Origin of the sequence: Hymenobacter sp. UYCo722 (assembly GCF_040547115.1) — a bacterium.
Classification (GTDB): Bacteria; Bacteroidota; Bacteroidia; order Cytophagales; family Hymenobacteraceae; genus Hymenobacter.
The window spans coordinates 175,819-192,526 of the sequence record NZ_JBEPPC010000002.1 but is presented as its reverse complement, the minus strand read 5'-3'; the positions used below and the strand labels follow the sequence as shown (position 1 = coordinate 192,526).

Below are 16,708 nucleotides of genomic sequence, written 5' to 3'. Positions count from 1 at the left end.
GGCCGTTGTGAAGCGCAAAGAACGGCAAACCCGGCGGCACAAGCTAACCGCGCCAGGGGCGGGGCCACCGCTAAAAATCTGCACATTCACATATGTGCGCAGGGTGTCACCCCATCGTCGCCTTTTTACCGTAAACTTGTAATTCCTTCCTGTCTTCCACGTTCCGGCCCCGGTACCGCTTACCCCCAACCTACTTTCTCCCATTTCCCACACGCTTCCTACCCACGAGTTTATCATTTTATGGAATCAACCGACCACCTGCTGGCCGACGCCCAGCGTTTCGGCTACGTGGAAGCCGATGGCGTTTGGCTGCGCCCCGTGCTCGCCCAGCCCGCCCGTCAGATTGGCCTGGTGAAGGACACCGCCGAAGCTGCCCTTTTGTACTTCGCTCAGCGCTTCGGCCTGCTACACACCAAAGTCGATAACACGCTGGCCGCTATGGCCACCAGCGACAACAAAGGCTCTTTTTTGATGAAAGTGCTCCACCTCAAGGAGCAGCTTAGGAGTTACGAAGGCCTCGGCGATTTCGAGGCATTGCACCGCCAGCTCGTAGCCGCCGAGCAGGCCATGGCGGTGACCGTGGCTCAGAACCGCGAAAAAAACCTGGCTACCAAGCTCGGCTTCATCTTGGAAGCCGAGGCGCTGCGCGATAGTATCGAGTGGGTGTCGGCCAGCGAAAAGGTAAAGGACCTGCGCCAGGGCTGGCTCAAAACCGGTCCCATCGACAAGGCTCGCGCCGAGGAATTGGAAAGCCGCTTCCAGAACGCCATTCAGGTGTTTTTTGACCGGCGCAAGGCGTTTCAGTCCGACAAAAAGGCGATGGCCAACCGGGTGCAGTCCCGCTACCTCGACCTTATTCAGCAGGCCGAAAACCTGAAAAATTCCGAGCAGTTCGAAACCGTGTCGCGCCAGCTCAAGCAGCTGCAGCTGGCCTGGCGGGAAGTGAACGGCTCGCTGCCCAAAAAGCAGGCCTCCGAGCTCTGGACGCGATTCCGGGCCGCCAACAACCACTTTTTCGAGCGCCTCAAGGTCCACATCGCTTCGCAGCAGGCCGCCGGTGCGCCCGGAGCCCCGGCCCCCGCCGAGGTGCTGCTGGCCCGCAAGCGCGCCCTGGCCGAGCGCGCCGAGGCCCTGATGAGCGTACCCCCGCAGGAAGCCATTAACCACGCCAAGGCGTTGCAGGCCGAATGGAAGCAGGTAGGTACCGTGCGCGGCGAGGAGTCGGACCGTATCTGGCAGCGCTTCATGGTGGCCTGCGACAAGATTTTCGAGCTCAGTGCGCTGGATTATCACCTGCGTAAGCGCACCGATGGCGCTCCCATGCCCACCGACCCCGCCGAACGTGCCCGCTTCCGGGCCACCACGTTGCGGTCGCTGCTCAGCGATGACAACCAAGAGCTGGCTACCCTGCGCGACAACCTCGCCAACCTTAGCCCCAGCCCGGCCAACGATGCCTTCCGCCTGATGCTGCAAACCAAAGTGCGCTCATTCGAGCGAAAGATTCGCACTAAAAACGACCTGATTGCCTTGTTTACCCAGCAAGCGCAGGCCGCCGGTTGAACCTTGGCCCGCATTATGCGTTGTCGGAAACAGCGTACCCCCCGGTTGGTATCTTAGCCGGAAAACCTTACCTTCGCCAACCTTTTTTATCCCTTCGCAATATGTACTGGACACTCGAACTGGCATCTTACCTGGAAGATGCTCCCTGGCCCGCCACCAAAGACGAACTGATTGACTTCTCTATCCGCTCGGGTGCGCCCATGGAAGTGGTGGAAAACCTGCAAGCCCTGGAAGACGATGGCCAGCCCTACGAAAACATCGAGGAAGTGTGGCCCGACTATCCGACCAAGGAGGACTTCATGTTCAACGAGGACGAGTATTAATGGTGCTTAGTGCCTGGTGCTTGGTGCCTGGCTTCTCCTGTTGGTAATGAGCCGAGCACCGAGCACCAAGCACCAGGCACTAAAGATTGAGAATCTGGTTGCGGGCTACCCCGGTAGGGTGTTAGTCCGCAACCTTTTTTTGTGCCTGCCGGAACCAGCTTTCGTGGCCATTGTGGGCCACAACGGGGCGGGTAAAACCACTTTGTTTCGGGTACTCACCGGGCAATTGCCCTATCAGGGCAGCGTACAGCTGCACGGCCAGCAGGTGCGCACGCTGCGCCGCGCCGCCACCGCCGGCTTGCTGGGCTACCTGCCCCAGCGCGGCAGCCTGGGCTTCGCCATTGCCGTGCGCGAGCTGGTGGTGATGGGCCGCTACCGCCACCACGGCCTGCTGAGTGCCTATGCGGCGGCCGACTACGCGCTGGCCGACGCCGCGCTGGCCCGCGTGGGCATGGCCCACCTGGCCGCCCGCGATTTCACCCAGCTTTCGGGCGGTGAGCAGCAGCTGGTGTGGCTGGCCCAGCTCAGCCTGCAGGATGCCCAGCTGTACCTGCTTGATGAGCCCACCCAGCAGCTCGACCCCTACTACCGCCGCCAGGTTTTCAACTTAGTGCATGGCTGGGCAACGCGGGAAAACAAAACCGTGCTGTGCAGTACCCACGACCTCGACAACCTCACCGAGCTCACCGGCTACCTGCTGAACCTCTCGGAGCCCACGCCGCAGCTGCGCCCGCTCTCGCCCGAAACCGTGCGCGAAGCCCGCGGCTGGCTGGAGCAGGCACCTGAACGCTTCGCTTAAGGAAGAATCAAGAATAAGGAATGAAAAATTAGGAAATGGCCGGGTAGGTTAAAAATTACTTATTGCCGCTGCCCCGGCCGACCCCGCAATACCTGCCCGATAGAGCGCATAAAAGGCCCCGGGGCGACTGAATTCATTACCCGCAGGTTGTCGGCCCACGAGGTTTGCTCATCGAGGAAGCGGAAAATGCGCTCTACCGGATTGCGTTCGAAGAGCTGCCGGAAAATGTCGCGGGTACTTTCGCCCCGCCGCTGCATAATATCAAGCAACAGGGTGTCGAAGAGCTTGAATTGCCATTTATCGCCCGTCGTATCGGCGGGTGGGTGGCCGGTGGTAGCCAGTGCCGCCACCAGCCGCGCCGAGTGCTGCTGAATACGCTTGAAAGCGTAGCCCGTGCTGGGCTTGGCCCGCCCGCCCCGCGTGCCCAGGTTGACGATGTGCTGGCCCACGCGGGCCGGCAGCGGGTGGTCCGTCATCGGTATCGCGCCCACTTCCTCAGCCGTGATGCGGTAGCTTTTCAGCCCGAGCGTATTGTTCAGGTATTCCCGGATAGCGGCTTCGTATTCCGCTTTCGGTAGCACCGTTTCCGAAAACAACGTGTATTCAACCAAGGCTTTGCGTGCCGTAAAAGGCAGCACGTAGATGAACCGCGCCTCGTGCTGCTGCTCGCCGCGAAAGTCCATGAATTCCACCGTAGTCGGGTCGAATACGTCGGCTTCGGTTTCGATTTCCCAGCCCACGAAGTGCTGTAACAGGTAGCGGTGTTTGTCGGGTTGCCGCAGCTGCGTCAGGTTCGGTGGGCGGCTGTCGAAGGCGTAGCGAGCCGTGAATTCACCAGCGGAAGTGACAGCGCGGGTACCAATTCGCTTCGTGTTTTTTAAGTTAGTCACCTGCGCCTGCACCAAGGTGAATTGAGGATTTTCGGCCAGCGCCTGGTGCACAAAGCGGTAGTAATCGAGCCCGTTGATGGTTTTGTAGCGGTAGCGGCCCAGGTCAATCACCCGCTCGAAGCCGGGACTGCGGAAGGCGATTTTGCGCCATTCATGTGCCACGATGCCATCAAACACGCCGGGCTCATCGGCCCAAACCGACCAGGTGCGGTCGTTCTGCGTCTTGGCTTCGGGTTCGATGAGCAACACCTTTTTATCTGCCAGCCGGGGTTCCTGTGCGATGTGGTACGCCAGGCTCAGGCCCGCCGCGCCGCCGCCCACTATAAGGTAGTCGTACTCCAGAACAGCGGCAGCAGCTAATGACATAACAGAAAAACCAGCCCGAACAATGGCTAACGCACGAAGCTAGCCACAAAAAAAGCCGCTCCCGAAGAAGCGGCTTTTACCGACAATGGTTTTATTAATCGGAAGCATCATCCACAAAATCCGGGTCGCCCGCTAAAATCCGAGCTAATCCGGGGTTTAGAAGTTCGGCGACAGCAGGTACTTGTGATAGAAGTCGTCGATGATTTTCACCGCCTCGCTGGCGTCGTCCACAATCTGCACCAGGTTCAGGTCTTCGGCCGAGATGTTGTGCTCTTCGGTCAGCATCACGTCCTTAATCCACTCGAAAAGACCGTTCCAGTAGGCCGAGCCTACCAGCACGATGGGGAAGCGGCTGATTTTTTTGGTCTGAATCAAGGTCATGGCCTCAAACAGCTCGTCGAGGGTGCCGAAACCACCGGGCATGCCCACGAAGGCCTGCGCGTATTTCACAAACATCACCTTCCGCACGAAGAAGTAATCGAAATCGATGCACTTGTCCTGGTCGATGTAGATGTTGTGGGTCTGCTCGAAGGGCAGCTCAATGTTGAGGCCCACCGACTTGCCCCCCTCGGCGCGTGCCCCCTTGTTGCCGGCTTCCATGATGCCGGGGCCGCCGCCCGTAATCACGCCGTAGCCGTGGCGCACCAGCTTGGCCGCGATTTCCTCCGCCAACTTGTAATACGGGTTGTCGGGCTTGGTGCGGGCCGAGCCGAAAATGCTCACGCAAGGGCCGATTTTGGACATCTTCTCGAAGCCCTCCACAAACTCGGCCATCACCTTGAAAATCTGCCAGGAGTCGGCGATTTTAATCTCGTTCCAGTCCTTGTCCACGAAGGCTTTGCGCAGGCGCTGCTCGTCTTCGAGGGCCATGGCAGTTTCGCCGTTGGTGCTCTGGCGCATCTCCGTGATGGAGGTGAGCTTGTCGTCGTTCACGTTGGGCTGCTTGATGGTTTTGCCGCTGCCGGCATTCAGCATGTCATCAGCAACTTTGGTGCTGCTGGTTTTGGATGTTTTAATTGTAGCCATATGATTCAAAAGGGAATTCCTGCAAAAGCAAAATCGCCCCGAAAACGGGGCGACCAAAAGTAGGGCATCAAAGTTATCGAATTGTTACCGAATAAAGATGCTGTCGTTGGAAAGTTGTTAGAATGGAGTCATGCCGTCATGCGGAGCGCAGCCGAAGCATCTCGCGTGCTATGCCTAATCATCTTTAACGATTGGTTGACTACTGCACGCAAGATGCTTCGGCTGCGCTCCGGATGACGTACTTTTCTCCAGCCTTCAACCCTACACCAGCTGCCGTAGCGCCATCTCGAACGAGCGTTGTGCGATGCCCGTGGGCTGCGCGTTCTCGGCGTGGGTGCGCTCCAGGGCCGCGCCGATGATGCGCGAGGTATCGGCGAAAATGGCCTGGTCGGTGATTTCAGCGCCGGTTTCCATCAGGTAGGCGAATACGCGGGCCATGCCGCAGTTGGCGATGAAATCGGGGATGACGGCGGTGCGCTCGTCGGCAAATACGCCGGTGGGGCCGAAGAAAATCTCGGGGTCGGCAAACGGCACGTTGGCCCCGCAGCTGATAACCTTGAGACCGCCGGCCAGCAGCTGCTCCACCTGCCCGCGCGTAACGAGCCGCGAGGCCGCCGCCGGAATGAAAATATCGGCCCCGATGGACCACACTTGCTCGTTCACCTCCTCAAACGACAGCAGGTTGTCGCCCGCCAGCGCATTGCCCTGCCGCGCCAGCAGCAGCGCCCGAATTTCCTCCAGCCCCAGCCCGTCGGTGCTCAGCAGGCCGCCGGCCCGGTCGATGATGCCGACAATGCGCACGCCCTGCCCGGCCAGGTAGTAAGCCGCCGCCGCCCCCACGTTGCCCCAACCCTGGATAATGGCGCGCTGCCCGCGCAGCTCGGTGCCGGGCCACAGGCGGTAGTAGTGGCGCACGGCCTCGGCCACGCCGTAGCCGGTAATGAGGTCGGCCACAGTGTACTTGCGGGCCAGGTTGGGCGAGAAAGTGGCATCCTCCACCACCTTAATCACGCCCTGGCGCAGCTGGCCCAGCTTCTGAATTTTTTGGGGCTCGGTGGCGCGGTAGTGGCCATTCACCACGCCTTCCTGCGGGTGCCAGAGTCCATATTCTTCGGTGATGGCGATGACTTCGTGAATCTCATCCACGTTCAGGTCGCCGCCGGTGCCGTAGTAGTTTTTCAGCAGCGGAAACACGGCGCGGTACCAGCGCTCGAGCACGCCGCGCTTGCGCGGGTCCTGCGGGTCGAAGTTGATGCCCGACTTGGCCCCGCCAATGGCCGGCCCCGACACCGTGAACTTCACTTCCATGGTTTTGGCCAGGCTTTCTACCTCCCGCTTATCCAGCCCTTTGCGCATGCGAGTGCCGCCGCCAGCCGCCCCACCCCGCAGCGAATTGATGACGACCCAGCCTTCGGCTTCGGTTTCGGCATCTTTCCATTCGAAGACAATTTCGGGGCGCTTATTCTCAAATTTGGCGAGCAGGTCGAGCATTAGGGGGGCAAATGGGTGGGAAAGAGGCCAGTTGGCCGGTCGGTAAAGGTAGCCAAGCGCCCGCACGTAGCCGGAGAAGCAGAAAATACCAGCAGCCTACTTCATTAATAAATGAAATAAGGTAAATATTTAGGTATCTTATGAATAATAAACCCACTTACCCATATTTTGCGTATTCGTTCGGAACTACCGAGAATTGCCAAACGTCTAGCAGCAGTAGCTTCAAAGTATTGTACTTATCTGCATTTCCATTTTACTTTTCACTCTTTATTGATTTCATGAAACCATTGCATTCGCGTGTAGAAGCGCAACAGTTGGACCGTGCCGCGGCTATGCTCAAGGTTCTTTCGCACCCCAAAAGACTCGCCATTGTAGATTTATTGGGGAAGACCAAAGGCAAAGACAGCCAGATGTCGGTAACCGATATTTACCAGGCGCTGGACTTGCCGCAGGCCATTGCTTCGCAGCACCTTATCACCCTGAAAGACCGCGGCGTACTGAAATCGAGCAAAATTGGCACTAAGATTTACTACTCGCTGGCCGTACCGCAGCTGATGAAGGTTATCGACACCCTCGAAGATTACTCGGGCCGAATCTAAGCGGCTTTCCTTTCCGTTCTGCCAGATGAAGGCTGCCCCGCAAGAGGCAGCCTTTCTTTTTGCCCTGGGGTTGTGCTACGCTAGAAAACGGGCGTGCAGGGCCAGCACCTGTGGTAGCAGGGGCTGCACGTCGTCGTTTACAAGAACGTAATCGGCGCGCTGCATTTTTTCCTCCTCGCTTAGCTGCTTGGCCATGATGGCCGCTACGTCGGTGGCCGAGCGTTGCGGGTCGCGCCGGAGCACGCGGGCCGTGCGTACCGCCAAGGGCGCAAACACGGTAATCATGCGGTCGAGCTGCTTATAGGAACCCGCTTCGAACAGCAAAGCCGCTTCCTTCAGCACATAGGCGTGGCCGGCCTGCTGCTGCGCGGTGGCCCAGCGCTCAAAATCAGTGCCCACGTGCGGGTGCACCAGGGCATTTAGCTGGGCCAGCCGGGCCGGATTGTTGAACACGGTGCCCGCCAGCACGGGCCGGTTGAGCCGACCAGCTGCGTCGTAGGTGTCGGCCCCGAAAGCCGCCAACAGTTCACTACGCAAGGCTTCGTCGTGTTCCATCACCCAGCGGGCGCGGGTGTCGGCATCGTATACGGGTACGCCCAGCGCGTGAAATAAGCGGCCGGCAATGCTCTTGCCCGAGCCGATACCGCCGGTAATGCCAATGCGTAACATGGAGAAGAGAAAAAAAGGACAAGAATACTTAGCGCCGACTAATTCGCGCCTGCACCGAGCGCACCGAGGCCCGAATGCGGGCCGGAGCCACAATAGGAACCTCCGTTACGTCGGCATCGTCGCGCAGCAGGCGCACCGGGTAGGGATTGGGTAACGCCTGTAATAAGCTGGAAGGCCCACGAAAAGTGACGAAGGCCGGTTTAAACGTAGCCCGGTAACGCCGGGCCGAGTCGGCTGGCAGGACCAGCGGCAGGCGGCGCGACGCAATGCGGTCGAAGGTCAGGCGCAGGGTGTCGCCCGACCATTCATTTACCTGCACGCCTTCGAGGGCATTTTGCAGGCCGCGCCGCCACGACTCGTTGGGCAGATAGCGGGTGCCGGGGTAGGGCACCGGGCGCAGGTCGGCCGGGTGAGTGCCCCAGCCCAGGTTGGCCCGCAGCAGCCGCCAGCCCTGGCCCGTGACGGTTACGCCCACTCGGGCCGGCAGCGGCCGCAACGGTACGTAATGGGCCGAGTCGTAGTGCCAGGCCAACGGAAAATCCAGCCGACTGGTGTACGTTTTGTTCAGGGCATTCATCTGCCAGAACAGGCCCGCTGCCAGCAGGCAGGCCGTAATGGCTCGGTAAAAGCTGGGCTCCTGGCCCGCGAAGGGCCGCACAAACCAGCGCAGCAGCGTGCCGGCCCGGGTCAGCAGCCCGCTCATTGCTTACGAGGCGATGGTATCGCCGCCGGTGCCCGCCGCCGCCTTAGTGCCCACCTCGCGGGCAATGGCCGAGCGGTCGAAGCGCAGCTTGGTGCCCCGGTCCACTTCCACCACCACGGTTTCGTCGGTGAGCTCCACAATCAGCCCGTGCAGGCCGCCAATGGTAACGATGCGCGAACCCTTGGCCAGCGACTGGCGGAAGTTCTTGGCATCAGCCGTCCGCTTTTGCTGCGGCCGAATCATGAAGAAATAAAATACGCCTGCGGCAACCAGCAGGAAAAGTGGCTGGGCGTAGTCGGCGCCGCCGGCAGCTTGCAGCAAAAGGGTCAGAAACATGGTTCGAAAGTAAAAGGCTTACAGAGGTTTGTCGGTGGTGGCGCTGGTTAGCACGTTGCCTTTGATGGCGATGGTGGTAATGCTGGGTTGCGTGTTGGCCCGCACTGCCACCTGCTTGTTGATGATGCCCTGCTTGCCGCGGCTGTCGAACTGCACTTCCATGGTGCCCTGCGCGCCGGGGGCCACGGGTCCCTTGGTCCAACTGGGAGTGGTGCAGCCGCAGGAGGCCGTCGCATCATCAATCAGCAGCGGCGACTTGCCGGTGTTGGTGAAGGTGAACGTGTGGCGCACCTTGGTATCGGGTTTGATGTCGCCAAAATCGAACTCAGCCTCGGCAAATTTCATCACCGGGGCATTGGGATTGGGCGCTTCGTTGTCGCTCACCACGTTGGGGTTGTCCACGGTGGGGTTGGCGGTATCGTTGGTAACGGTGGCCCCGGCGTTCATGCCTTCGGCCCCGGCTTCGGCAGCTTTATCGCGGTTGCAGGCGGCCAATGATAAGGCGGCGGCCAGAATCAGGTAGTGTTTCATGAGTTAAATGATTGTTGGATAATCCGTCATCCGGAGCTTGCGAAGGACCTTCTCGCATTAGAACAAATTGTTCGGCGGTAATAAGGTCCTTCGCAAGCTCCGGATGACGGATGATACACAACCGTATAAAATTACAGCTTATCGATAATGCTTTGCGCAAACTGGCTGGTGCTGGCTTTGCCGCCGAGGTCGCCGGTGCACGCTTCCTGGTTCATCAGCGTTGCTTCCAGGGCTTTGTCAATCTGCTCGGCTTTGGCATGCTCGCCGAGGTGGTGCAGCATCATAATGGCCGAGCGGAGCAGGGCCGTGGGGTTGGCTTTGCCCTGGCCGGCAATGTCGGGGGCCGAGCCGTGCACGGCTTCAAAGATGGCCATGTTGTCGCCGATGTTGGCTCCGGCCACCACGCCCAGGCCGCCCACCAGGCCGGCACAGAGGTCGGACAGCAGGTCGCCGAACAGGTTGGTGGTCACAATCACGTCGAACTGCTCGGGCTTGGTCACGAGCTGCATGCACATGTTATCGATGATTTTATCCTCGAACACAATCTGCGGAAACTCGGTGCTGGCTTCTTTGCAGGCGTTGAGCATCAGCGTGCCGGCCATTTTGATGATGTTGGCCTTGTGGGCCAGCGTCACCTTTTTGCGGCCGTGCTTGGCGGCGTAAGCAAAAGCCGCGCGGCAGATTTTGCGCGAGCCTTCCACCGTCACGCGGGCAATGGAATCGGCGATGCCGAGGCGCTCGTCCCACACTTCGAGGCCCGAATACAGGCCCTCGGTGTTTTCGCGGAACAGCACCAAGTCGATGCCCTCGTAGCGGGTATGAATGCCGGCCGTGGTTTTGCTGGGCCGCACGTTCTGGTAGAGGTCGTACTTCTGGCGCAGCGTTACGTTGATGCTGCGGAAGCCTTTGCCCACGGGCGTCGTAATCGGGCCTTTTAACGCTACCTTATTCTTCTCCAGCGACTTGAGTAGGGTGGTCGGAATCAATTCGCCCGATTGGTCAAACGTAGTCTGGCCGGCGTTCTGTTCTTCCCACTGAATGGGCACCTGGGCGGCGGCAAAAATATCGGTTACCGCTTTCGTGATTTCGGGACCTATACCATCGCCGGGAATAAGGGTTACTACGTGCATCATACTAGTAATAAATGACTGAATGAGAAAGCAAAGAACGGAATGAGTGAATGAGCGAAGACTGAATTTTCATCGGTCGTTCACTCATTCACTCATCCCGTCAGTTACTTAGGCACCCGTAAAAAAATTAAACACCCTTGCGGGAATTGATTTGATTGATGAGCTGGTCAACATCCCCGAGCAGCTGCTCGGCTTTCGTTTTGGCATCGGAAATAACCCGCTGGCCTTCGCTTTTAGCGGAGGACTGGCCCGCGCCTTCGCGGCTGGTTACAAGGCTGTCGGTGAGGTCGGCGAGTACCGAGCGGTACTTTTCGAGCTGGTAGCTGAGCCAGGAGCGGGTTTCGGTACCGGGTTCGGGGGCATAAAGCAAGCCAAGGGCCGCGCCGGTGAGGGCGCCGCCCGCGAAGCACAGGATGCCGGTGGTGGTTTTGCTGGCCATGAGTCGGGGGATTGAAAAGGTGAGCGTAAGGGTCGGAAGGTTCAACGGTTGATGAGCCGGTGATGTTTTAAGCGGCACGGGCTTTTGCTTGTTCAGCGCGGGGGCAACCAGCCAACGCTGGCGCAAGCTAAAGCCGGCGCTACTTACTGGTTGTCGAGCAGGCCACGGCCCGATTTGCGAATGTCGCCGCTGGCGGCCAAATCCGTGGCCAGCTTGTCCAGAATACCGTTAACAAATTGTTTGCTTTTGGGTGTGCTGTAGAGCTTGCTGATTTCAATGTACTCGTTGATAGTGACTTTCACCGGAATGCCGCGGAACAGCTGCATCTCGGTGAGGGCCATTTTCAGGATGATTTTATCGAGCAGGGCTACGCGCTCCACGTCCCAGTTCTGCACCGAGCCGGCGATGAGCTTCTCCATCTTGTCATCCTCGATGAGCGTCTGCTTGTAGAGGGTTTCGGCGAATTCGCGGTCGTCGGTCCAGTTGGCCGAGAGGTTCATGAGCTCCTGCGTGGGCTCGGCGGCGAAGGGCAGCATTTTCAGCGTCTTCAGCACCAGGTTGCGCACGATGGGCCGGTTTTCCTCCCAGTTCAGGTCATCCGACTCCAACTGGCGCGGCAGGGATTCCCCTTTGAATACGAAGTCCTTGTAGAGGTGACGCAGGATTTCGAGGTCCGTGTCGTAGTCCATCTCGGGCTGGTCGATGTCCTTACCAGTCAGGTAAGCGCGCACGGTTTCGTCGGCCTTCATCTCAGTCCAGGCAGCGCGCAGGGCTTCGAGCTCTTCGGTGCCTTCCCAAGCCAGCTTGCGCCGGATGGTCTGGCTTTGTAGCTGCTCGTTGGCCATTAGTTTGGCAATGGCCTTACTGCGGTGCAAGCGCGTAGCGTCCTGGGCATCTTCGCGCGGGCCGAGGCGGCGGCGCTCCTCGCGGCTCTGCTCCTCCTCAATCACGGCGAGCAGGGCAACGGGCAGGTTCAGCAGGTGCAGGTATTGGTCGTGAATGCTTTCGGCCCCCACCAGCAGCTGCCCACCGTAGAACTCGCCGTCCTTCTTCACCTGGTTCTGGAAAGAGTTGATGGCGTCGGTCACCGCTTTATCCACGGCTTTATCGTCCGTTTTTTCGGGCATCGTTCCGGTGCGGTACCAGTCGCGCAACTGGGCTTCGCCCATTTTGCGCTGGCCTTCCAGCTGGCGACGGTCTGGAGCCTCCTTGGCCGTCAGGTCGGGCTCGAAAGCAGCCGCGATGCGGTCCTGCGCCAGCATTAAATCAGCCCCTACCGCCTGGTGGTAGGAGTAGAGCGACTGCATGACTTTGATACGAAGGAGGCGGCGGTTGAGCATAGTTTTTTGGTGCTTGGTTGCTGGTGCTTGGTGCTTAGTCTGTTGGGGCTAAAAAAACCATGCACCAACAACCAAGCACCAAACACCAAAAATTAATAGGTCGATTTCACCCGGCCCACGCTGGCGATGCGCTCCTTGGCCTGCTTGATGGCAGCGGCCTGCGGGTGCGTGCCTTCCTCGTCGGCCTTGGCCAACACCTGGAGGGTGAAATCGTAAATCTTTTCGGTTTGGGTGAGGGCTCCCTGGCGGCTGCCGCCGGTTACTTCGGAGTACACGTTGATAAGACCGCCGGCATTAATGAGGAAGTCGGGGGCGTACACGATGCCGCGGCGCACCAGCTCGGGGCCGTGCTGGTTCTCGTTTTTGAGCTGGTTGTTGGCGCAGCCGGCCACCACGCGGGCCTTCAGGCGCGGAATGGTGTCGTCGTTGAGCGTAGCCCCCAGAGCACAAGGCGAGTAAATGTCCATTTCCTGGTCGTAAATCTCGTCCAAGCCCACGGCGGTGGCCCCGAAGCGGCTGGCCGCATCCAGGGCGCGGTCTTCGTAGTAATCGGTTACGATGAGCTTCGCGCCCTCTTTCTGGAGGTGCTCCAGCAGGTAGGTGCCCACGTGGCCCGTGCCCTGCACGCCGATGCGCTTGCCAGCCAGGCTCTCCGAGCCAAAGGCCTTTTTAGCGGCGGCTTTCATACCCATGTACACGCCGTAGGCCGTTACCGGCGAAGGGTCGCCGGAGCCGCCCATGCTCTCGGGCAGGCCAGCTACGTGCTTGGTTTCCATGTGGATGTACTCCATGTCCTTGGTGGTCATGTTCACATCCTCGGCCGTGATGTACTTGCCGTTCAGGTTCTTCACGAAGCGGCCAAACTTGCGCAGCAGGGCCTCGGTCTTCATGGTTGCGGCGTCGCCGATGATGACGGCCTTGCCGCCGCCTAGGTTCAGGCCCGAGATGGCGGCCTTGTAAGTCATGCCGCGCGAAAGGCGCAGCACGTCGTTCAGGGCTTCGGCATCGGAGGCGTAGTGCCACATGCGCGTGCCGCCGAGGGCGGGCCCGAGCACGGTGTTGTGAATGCCGATGATGGCTTTCAGGCCGGTTTCGTGGTCGTGGCAATACACGACTTGCTCGTGCTGGTGCTCGGCAATCTGGCCGAAAATCGACTCGGGGGCGACAATTTGGGTTTCAATCATGGGAAATGAATTGAAGGTTGGTGGGAATTGGGGGATGGATGGTTGAGAACAGTACGGCGTAACTTTGTTGGATTGTATACGCAATAGCAGCACGACGTTCTTTTTGGTGCTGTTTTGCAAAACCCTTGTTCTTTCAGGCCGCAAAAGTACCGCTATTTTCCCGAACCAGCCTCTTTCAACTCTTGCCCGTGCGCGCCCTCAACGCCGTTAACCCCTTCATTTTCCGCTACAAGTGGCATTTCCTCGCCGGGGTGCTGTTTGTGGCGCTGAGCACGCTGCTGGCCATTTTCCCGGCCCAGTTGGTGCGCTACGCCTTCGATTTGGTGAACGAGGGCATCGACCTTTACCACCTCTACGCCGGCACGCAGGCTCAGAGCGGCGTGTACCAATTGTTTGGCCGCAACGTGCTGTTCTACGGCATGCTCATCATCGGGCTGGCCCTGCTGCGCGGCATCTTCCTGTTCTTCATGCGCCAGACGCTGATTGTGATGTCGCGCCACATCGAAAACGACCAGAAGAACCAGATTTACCAGCACTATCAGTCGTTACCGCTCAGCTTCTACCGCCGCCACAGCACCGGCGATTTAATGTCGCGCATTTCGGAAGACGTGAGCCGGGTGCGGATGTACCTCGGGCCGGCCATCATGTACTTTTTGCAGCTAGTGCTGCTGTTTCTGCTCATCGTGCCGCTCATGCTCATGGTGAACGTGAAGCTGACGCTCTACACGCTGCTGCCACTGCCGGTGCTGTCGGTCAGCATCTTTTACGTCAATAATTTGATTGAGCGAAAGTCCGACGAAATTCAGCGGGCGCTGTCGGGCATGACGACCTTCGTGCAGGAAGCTTTCTCGGGTATCCGGGTATTGAAATCCTTCGTACGGGAGCAGGATTCGCACGCGCAGTTCTCCGCCGCCAGCAACGAGTATAAAGAAAAGTCGCTGAGTCTGAACTTCGTGAACTCACTGTTCTTCCCACTCATCCTGTTTCTGGTCGGTCTGAGCACCCTCATCACGGTGTGGGTGGGTGGTCAGGAAGTCATTCGCGGTACCATCACGACGGGCACCATCGCCGAGTTCCTGATTTACGTGAATCTGCTCACCTGGCCGGTCACGGCGCTGGGCTGGACGTCGTCGCTGGTGCAGCGGGCGGAAGCTTCGCAGGTTCGCATCAACGAGTTTCTGGACCAGAAAACCGACATTGTATCGCGCCAGAACGTGCAGCGCGAGCTGGAAGGCGATATCGTGTTCGAAAACGTGTCCTTCACCTACCCCGACACCGGAATTCAGGCCCTCAAAAATGTGAGCTTCCGCGTGAAGCCGGGCCAGACGCTGGCCGTTATCGGCAACACCGGCTCGGGCAAAAGCACGGTAGCGGCCCTGCTCTGCCGCCTATACGATGTGACGGCCGGCGACATCAAAATCGATGGCACCGACGTGCGCGACTACTCGCTGCGCGCCCTGCGCGGCCAGATTGGCTACGTGCCGCAGGATGTGTTCCTGTTCTCCGACACCATCCGCAACAACATCAATTTTGGCCTCGATGAGCCCGATGAAGCCCGCATGCTGCAAGCCTCCCGCGATGCCGACGTGTACGAGAACATCCGCGCCTTCCCCGAAGGCTTCGATACCAAAGTGGGCGAGCGCGGCATCACCCTCTCGGGCGGCCAGAAGCAGCGCGTGAGCATGGCCCGCGCCTTGGTAAAGGAGCCCAAAATCCTGATTCTGGACGACTCGCTTTCGGCCGTTGACACCAAGACCGAGAATGCCATTCTTGGCAGCCTGCAGCGTATTATGGCGGCGCGCACCAGCCTCATCATCTCGCACCGCGTGAGCTCGGTGAAGCTGGCCGATGAAATTTTGGTGCTCGACGACGGCGTGATTGTGCAGCACGGCACTCACGATGCCCTGATGGCCGAAACGACCGGCCTCTACCGGCTGCTCTACGACCGCCAGCTGCAAACCGAAGAAGTGTAGACGAGGGGAGGTGGTGAAAGGGTACTGCTGCCTTTCTGCCCGCCCCATACCTGTTGAGCCTAAAATAACCCCCCCTCCCCATTTCGATAGCCCACCAAGTGAACCAGCGTCTCGCCCACGTTACCCTGCTCGTGCGGGCATACGAAGAAGCCATTGCTTTCTACACCAACGTGCTGGGCTTCCGCCTGGCCTCGGACCTGGACCTGGGTAGTGGTAAGCGCTGGGTAGTTATAGCGCCACCTGGCCCCGCCGGTTGCAGCCTGCTGCTGGCCGAAGCCACAACCGCCGAAGAAATGCGCGGCGTGGGCAACCAGGGCGGGGGCCGCGTCTGGCTATTTCTCCACACCGACGATTTCTGGCGCGACTACCCGGTGCTGCAAAGCCAGGGCCTGCACTTCCTAGAAACACCGCGCTCCGAAGTGTATGGCCACGTGGCCGTATTCGAGGACCTGTATGGCAATAAATGGGACCTGCTGGAGCCGCTGGGTGAATAGCCAGCCATAAAAAAAAGGCCCGGTACGCTTAGCGCACCGGGCCTTCGAATTGAATGCAGCGCAGGTTACTGCCCAATCATGACGCGGCGCATACCGGTTTTTTCGTAGGCCGTGCAGCGCACGAGGTAGGCCCCGGCCGGCAGTTGGCCCACGTTGAGGATGGCCGGGGTCTGGCCATTCATCATGGTGTAGGTGAGGACCGGGCGACCGCCGCCGTCGGATACTTCGATGCGGGTGGGGCCGGGATTATCGGTCTTAACGGTGAGCTTGCCGCCTACGGCTTCGGCTTTCACCTTGATAGCGTTGGGGTTGGCCGCCGGCGTTTCGGGCGCGGGAGCAATTTTGGAGGTGCTAGCCGTGACGGGCGCGGCGACAACCGGCGCGGGGGCTACCGTGCCATTAGGCAAAATGGCTTCTTCTTTAGCGGGGGCAGTAGGAGCAGCAGCAGCAGCAGCGGGAGCCGGGGTTGCCGGAGCCGGGGTTTGGGCGTGCGCAGCTATCGAAGCTAAGGCGCTGGCCACTACAAGTAGTAATATCTTTTTCATAACTTGGATACGAATGGGAACGGGTAATATTGCTTGCGTAAAGCTAAGCAATTCTGGGGCCGCTTATGGCAGATTAGTCCCTTTGGCCGTTTCTGAGAGCCATAAATTCGGAGGACTATTAAAACTTTATTTGCCCCTGGCTTGCACCAGACGCAAATAAAGCCTTACCTTTGTCGCTCCAATACCAACGGGGTGTAGCGTAGCCTGGTATCGCGCCAGCATGGGGTGCTGGAGGTCGTAGGTTCGAATCCTGCCACTCCGACGGAAGAGCAGCCGCTCTCTCAAAAGCCTTCGAACTCTCGGGTTCGAA

Annotated in this window: 18 protein-coding genes and 1 tRNA gene; 7 read left to right on the top strand and 12 right to left on the bottom strand. The window is 59.4% G+C overall.

All coding sequences use genetic code 11. The features are described from left to right. Positions 1 to 240: 240 nt before the first annotated feature. The 3 genes from ABIB44_RS06665 to ABIB44_RS06655 all read left to right on the top strand — a co-directional run bounded on the left by ABIB44_RS06665 (position 241) and on the right by ABIB44_RS06655 (position 2,682). Entirely contained in the window at positions 241 to 1,560 is a 1,320-nt protein-coding gene (locus ABIB44_RS06665) for a DUF349 domain-containing protein (protein ID WP_354583850.1), read from the top strand. A 101-nt stretch (positions 1,561 to 1,661) separates the two neighbouring features. Continuing rightward, on the top strand, positions 1,662 to 1,883 hold the full coding sequence (locus ABIB44_RS06660; protein WP_035561220.1) for a DUF2795 domain-containing protein: 222 nt from the start codon (positions 1,662 to 1,664) through the stop codon (positions 1,881 to 1,883). A gap of 46 nt (positions 1,884 to 1,929) precedes the next feature. Beyond that, complete coding sequence (locus ABIB44_RS06655) at positions 1,930 to 2,682, top strand: ABC transporter ATP-binding protein (RefSeq protein WP_354583849.1); 753 nt, start codon at positions 1,930 to 1,932, stop codon at positions 2,680 to 2,682. Between the two features lie 59 nt (positions 2,683 to 2,741). On the opposite strand, the gene ABIB44_RS06650 is transcribed toward ABIB44_RS06655, so the two are convergent. From ABIB44_RS06650 to ABIB44_RS06640, 3 genes are all read right to left on the bottom strand, one after another. Beyond that, positions 2,742 to 3,938 (bottom strand): lycopene cyclase family protein, encoded by a 1,197-nt coding sequence (locus tag ABIB44_RS06650; protein WP_354583848.1) that lies wholly within the window; start codon positions 3,936 to 3,938, stop codon positions 2,742 to 2,744. A gap of 156 nt (positions 3,939 to 4,094) precedes the next feature. Continuing rightward, positions 4,095 to 4,808, bottom strand: coding sequence for an LOG family protein (locus ABIB44_RS06645; protein WP_502916490.1), 714 nt, complete (start codon positions 4,806 to 4,808; stop codon positions 4,095 to 4,097). A 417-nt stretch (positions 4,809 to 5,225) separates the two neighbouring features. Beyond that, positions 5,226 to 6,455 carry a Glu/Leu/Phe/Val dehydrogenase dimerization domain-containing protein gene (locus ABIB44_RS06640; RefSeq protein ID WP_354583847.1) on the bottom strand — a complete coding sequence of 410 codons (1,230 nt, stop codon included), beginning with the start codon at positions 6,453 to 6,455 and terminating at the stop codon, positions 5,226 to 5,228. Between the two features lie 278 nt (positions 6,456 to 6,733). Between ABIB44_RS06640 and ABIB44_RS06635 the strand changes: the two genes are divergently transcribed. Further along, positions 6,734 to 7,054: an ArsR/SmtB family transcription factor gene (locus ABIB44_RS06635; protein ID WP_345055034.1), complete on the top strand. Its 321-nt coding sequence runs from the start codon at positions 6,734 to 6,736 to the stop codon at positions 7,052 to 7,054. A gap of 75 nt (positions 7,055 to 7,129) precedes the next feature. Here ABIB44_RS06635 and coaE read toward each other — a convergent pair whose 3' ends face one another. The 8 genes from coaE to ABIB44_RS06595 form a co-directional block, all read right to left on the bottom strand. Continuing rightward, positions 7,130 to 7,723 (bottom strand): dephospho-CoA kinase, encoded by a 594-nt coding sequence (coaE, locus tag ABIB44_RS06630; RefSeq protein ID WP_354583846.1) that lies wholly within the window; start codon positions 7,721 to 7,723, stop codon positions 7,130 to 7,132. Between the two features lie 28 nt (positions 7,724 to 7,751). Beyond that, the gene (locus ABIB44_RS06625; RefSeq protein WP_354583845.1) at positions 7,752 to 8,426 is read right to left on the bottom strand and encodes a YbbR-like domain-containing protein; all 675 of its coding nucleotides are present in this window, start codon (positions 8,424 to 8,426) and stop codon (positions 7,752 to 7,754) included. A gap of 3 nt (positions 8,427 to 8,429) precedes the next feature. Beyond that, complete coding sequence (gene yajC / locus ABIB44_RS06620) at positions 8,430 to 8,762, bottom strand: preprotein translocase subunit YajC (protein WP_354583844.1); 333 nt, start codon at positions 8,760 to 8,762, stop codon at positions 8,430 to 8,432. Between the two features lie 18 nt (positions 8,763 to 8,780). Next, positions 8,781 to 9,293 carry a DUF1573 domain-containing protein gene (locus ABIB44_RS06615; protein ID WP_354583843.1) on the bottom strand — a complete coding sequence of 171 codons (513 nt, stop codon included), beginning with the start codon at positions 9,291 to 9,293 and terminating at the stop codon, positions 8,781 to 8,783. Between the two features lie 131 nt (positions 9,294 to 9,424). Beyond that, complete coding sequence (locus ABIB44_RS06610; RefSeq protein ID WP_354583842.1) at positions 9,425 to 10,426, bottom strand: isocitrate/isopropylmalate dehydrogenase family protein; 1,002 nt, start codon at positions 10,424 to 10,426, stop codon at positions 9,425 to 9,427. 124 nt (positions 10,427 to 10,550) lie between these two features. Continuing rightward, complete coding sequence (locus ABIB44_RS06605; RefSeq protein ID WP_354583841.1) at positions 10,551 to 10,862, bottom strand: YtxH domain-containing protein; 312 nt, start codon at positions 10,860 to 10,862, stop codon at positions 10,551 to 10,553. Positions 10,863 to 11,005: 143 nt separating this feature from the next. Further along, complete coding sequence (nusB, locus tag ABIB44_RS06600) at positions 11,006 to 12,202, bottom strand: transcription antitermination factor NusB (RefSeq protein ID WP_354583840.1); 1,197 nt, start codon at positions 12,200 to 12,202, stop codon at positions 11,006 to 11,008. 92 nt (positions 12,203 to 12,294) lie between these two features. Continuing rightward, positions 12,295 to 13,386: a Glu/Leu/Phe/Val dehydrogenase dimerization domain-containing protein gene (locus tag ABIB44_RS06595; protein WP_354583839.1), complete on the bottom strand. Its 1,092-nt coding sequence runs from the start codon at positions 13,384 to 13,386 to the stop codon at positions 12,295 to 12,297. Between the two features lie 188 nt (positions 13,387 to 13,574). Here ABIB44_RS06595 and ABIB44_RS06590 point away from each other — a divergent pair, with 188 nt between their 5' ends. Both ABIB44_RS06590 and ABIB44_RS06585 read left to right on the top strand, forming a co-directional pair. After that, positions 13,575 to 15,359, top strand: a complete 1,785-nt coding sequence (locus ABIB44_RS06590) for an ABC transporter ATP-binding protein (protein ID WP_354583838.1) — start codon at positions 13,575 to 13,577, stop codon at positions 15,357 to 15,359. 98 nt (positions 15,360 to 15,457) lie between these two features. Then, entirely contained in the window at positions 15,458 to 15,853 is a 396-nt protein-coding gene (locus ABIB44_RS06585; protein WP_354583837.1) for a VOC family protein, read from the top strand. Between the two features lie 65 nt (positions 15,854 to 15,918). Here the strand turns inward: ABIB44_RS06585 and ABIB44_RS06580 are convergent, their stop codons facing one another. Then, positions 15,919 to 16,398, bottom strand: a complete 480-nt coding sequence (locus ABIB44_RS06580; protein ID WP_354583836.1) for a T9SS type A sorting domain-containing protein — start codon at positions 16,396 to 16,398, stop codon at positions 15,919 to 15,921. 188 nt (positions 16,399 to 16,586) lie between these two features. Here ABIB44_RS06580 and ABIB44_RS06575 point away from each other — a divergent pair. Beyond that, positions 16,587 to 16,660: transfer RNA gene (locus ABIB44_RS06575), tRNA-Pro, on the top strand. Positions 16,661 to 16,708: the final 48 nt, after the last annotated feature.

Bases quoted from the DNA above. Each gene is read 5' to 3' on its own strand.
- ABIB44_RS06665 (WP_354583850.1), top strand. From the start codon at position 241: ATGGAATCAACCGACCACCTGCTGGCCGACGCCCAGCGTTTCGGCTAC.
- ABIB44_RS06660 (WP_035561220.1), top strand. From the start codon at position 1,662: ATGTACTGGACACTCGAACTGGCATCTTACCTGGAAGATGCTCCCTGG.
- ABIB44_RS06655 (WP_354583849.1), top strand. From the start codon at position 1,930: ATGAGCCGAGCACCGAGCACCAAGCACCAGGCACTAAAGATTGAGAAT.
- ABIB44_RS06650 (WP_354583848.1), bottom strand. From the start codon at position 3,938: ATGTCATTAGCTGCTGCCGCTGTTCTGGAGTACGACTACCTTATAGTG.
- ABIB44_RS06645 (WP_502916490.1), bottom strand. From the start codon at position 4,808: ATGGCCCTCGAAGACGAGCAGCGCCTGCGCAAAGCCTTCGTGGACAAG.
- ABIB44_RS06640 (WP_354583847.1), bottom strand. From the start codon at position 6,455: ATGCTCGACCTGCTCGCCAAATTTGAGAATAAGCGCCCCGAAATTGTC.
- ABIB44_RS06635 (WP_345055034.1), top strand. From the start codon at position 6,734: ATGAAACCATTGCATTCGCGTGTAGAAGCGCAACAGTTGGACCGTGCC.
- coaE (WP_354583846.1), bottom strand. From the start codon at position 7,723: ATGTTACGCATTGGCATTACCGGCGGTATCGGCTCGGGCAAGAGCATT.
- ABIB44_RS06625 (WP_354583845.1), bottom strand. From the start codon at position 8,426: ATGAGCGGGCTGCTGACCCGGGCCGGCACGCTGCTGCGCTGGTTTGTG.
- yajC (WP_354583844.1), bottom strand. From the start codon at position 8,762: ATGTTTCTGACCCTTTTGCTGCAAGCTGCCGGCGGCGCCGACTACGCC.
- ABIB44_RS06615 (WP_354583843.1), bottom strand. From the start codon at position 9,293: ATGAAACACTACCTGATTCTGGCCGCCGCCTTATCATTGGCCGCCTGC.
- ABIB44_RS06610 (WP_354583842.1), bottom strand. From the start codon at position 10,426: ATGATGCACGTAGTAACCCTTATTCCCGGCGATGGTATAGGTCCCGAA.
- ABIB44_RS06605 (WP_354583841.1), bottom strand. From the start codon at position 10,862: ATGGCCAGCAAAACCACCACCGGCATCCTGTGCTTCGCGGGCGGCGCC.
- nusB (WP_354583840.1), bottom strand. From the start codon at position 12,202: ATGCTCAACCGCCGCCTCCTTCGTATCAAAGTCATGCAGTCGCTCTAC.
- ABIB44_RS06595 (WP_354583839.1), bottom strand. From the start codon at position 13,386: ATGATTGAAACCCAAATTGTCGCCCCCGAGTCGATTTTCGGCCAGATT.
- ABIB44_RS06580 (WP_354583836.1), bottom strand. From the start codon at position 16,398: ATGAAAAAGATATTACTACTTGTAGTGGCCAGCGCCTTAGCTTCGATA.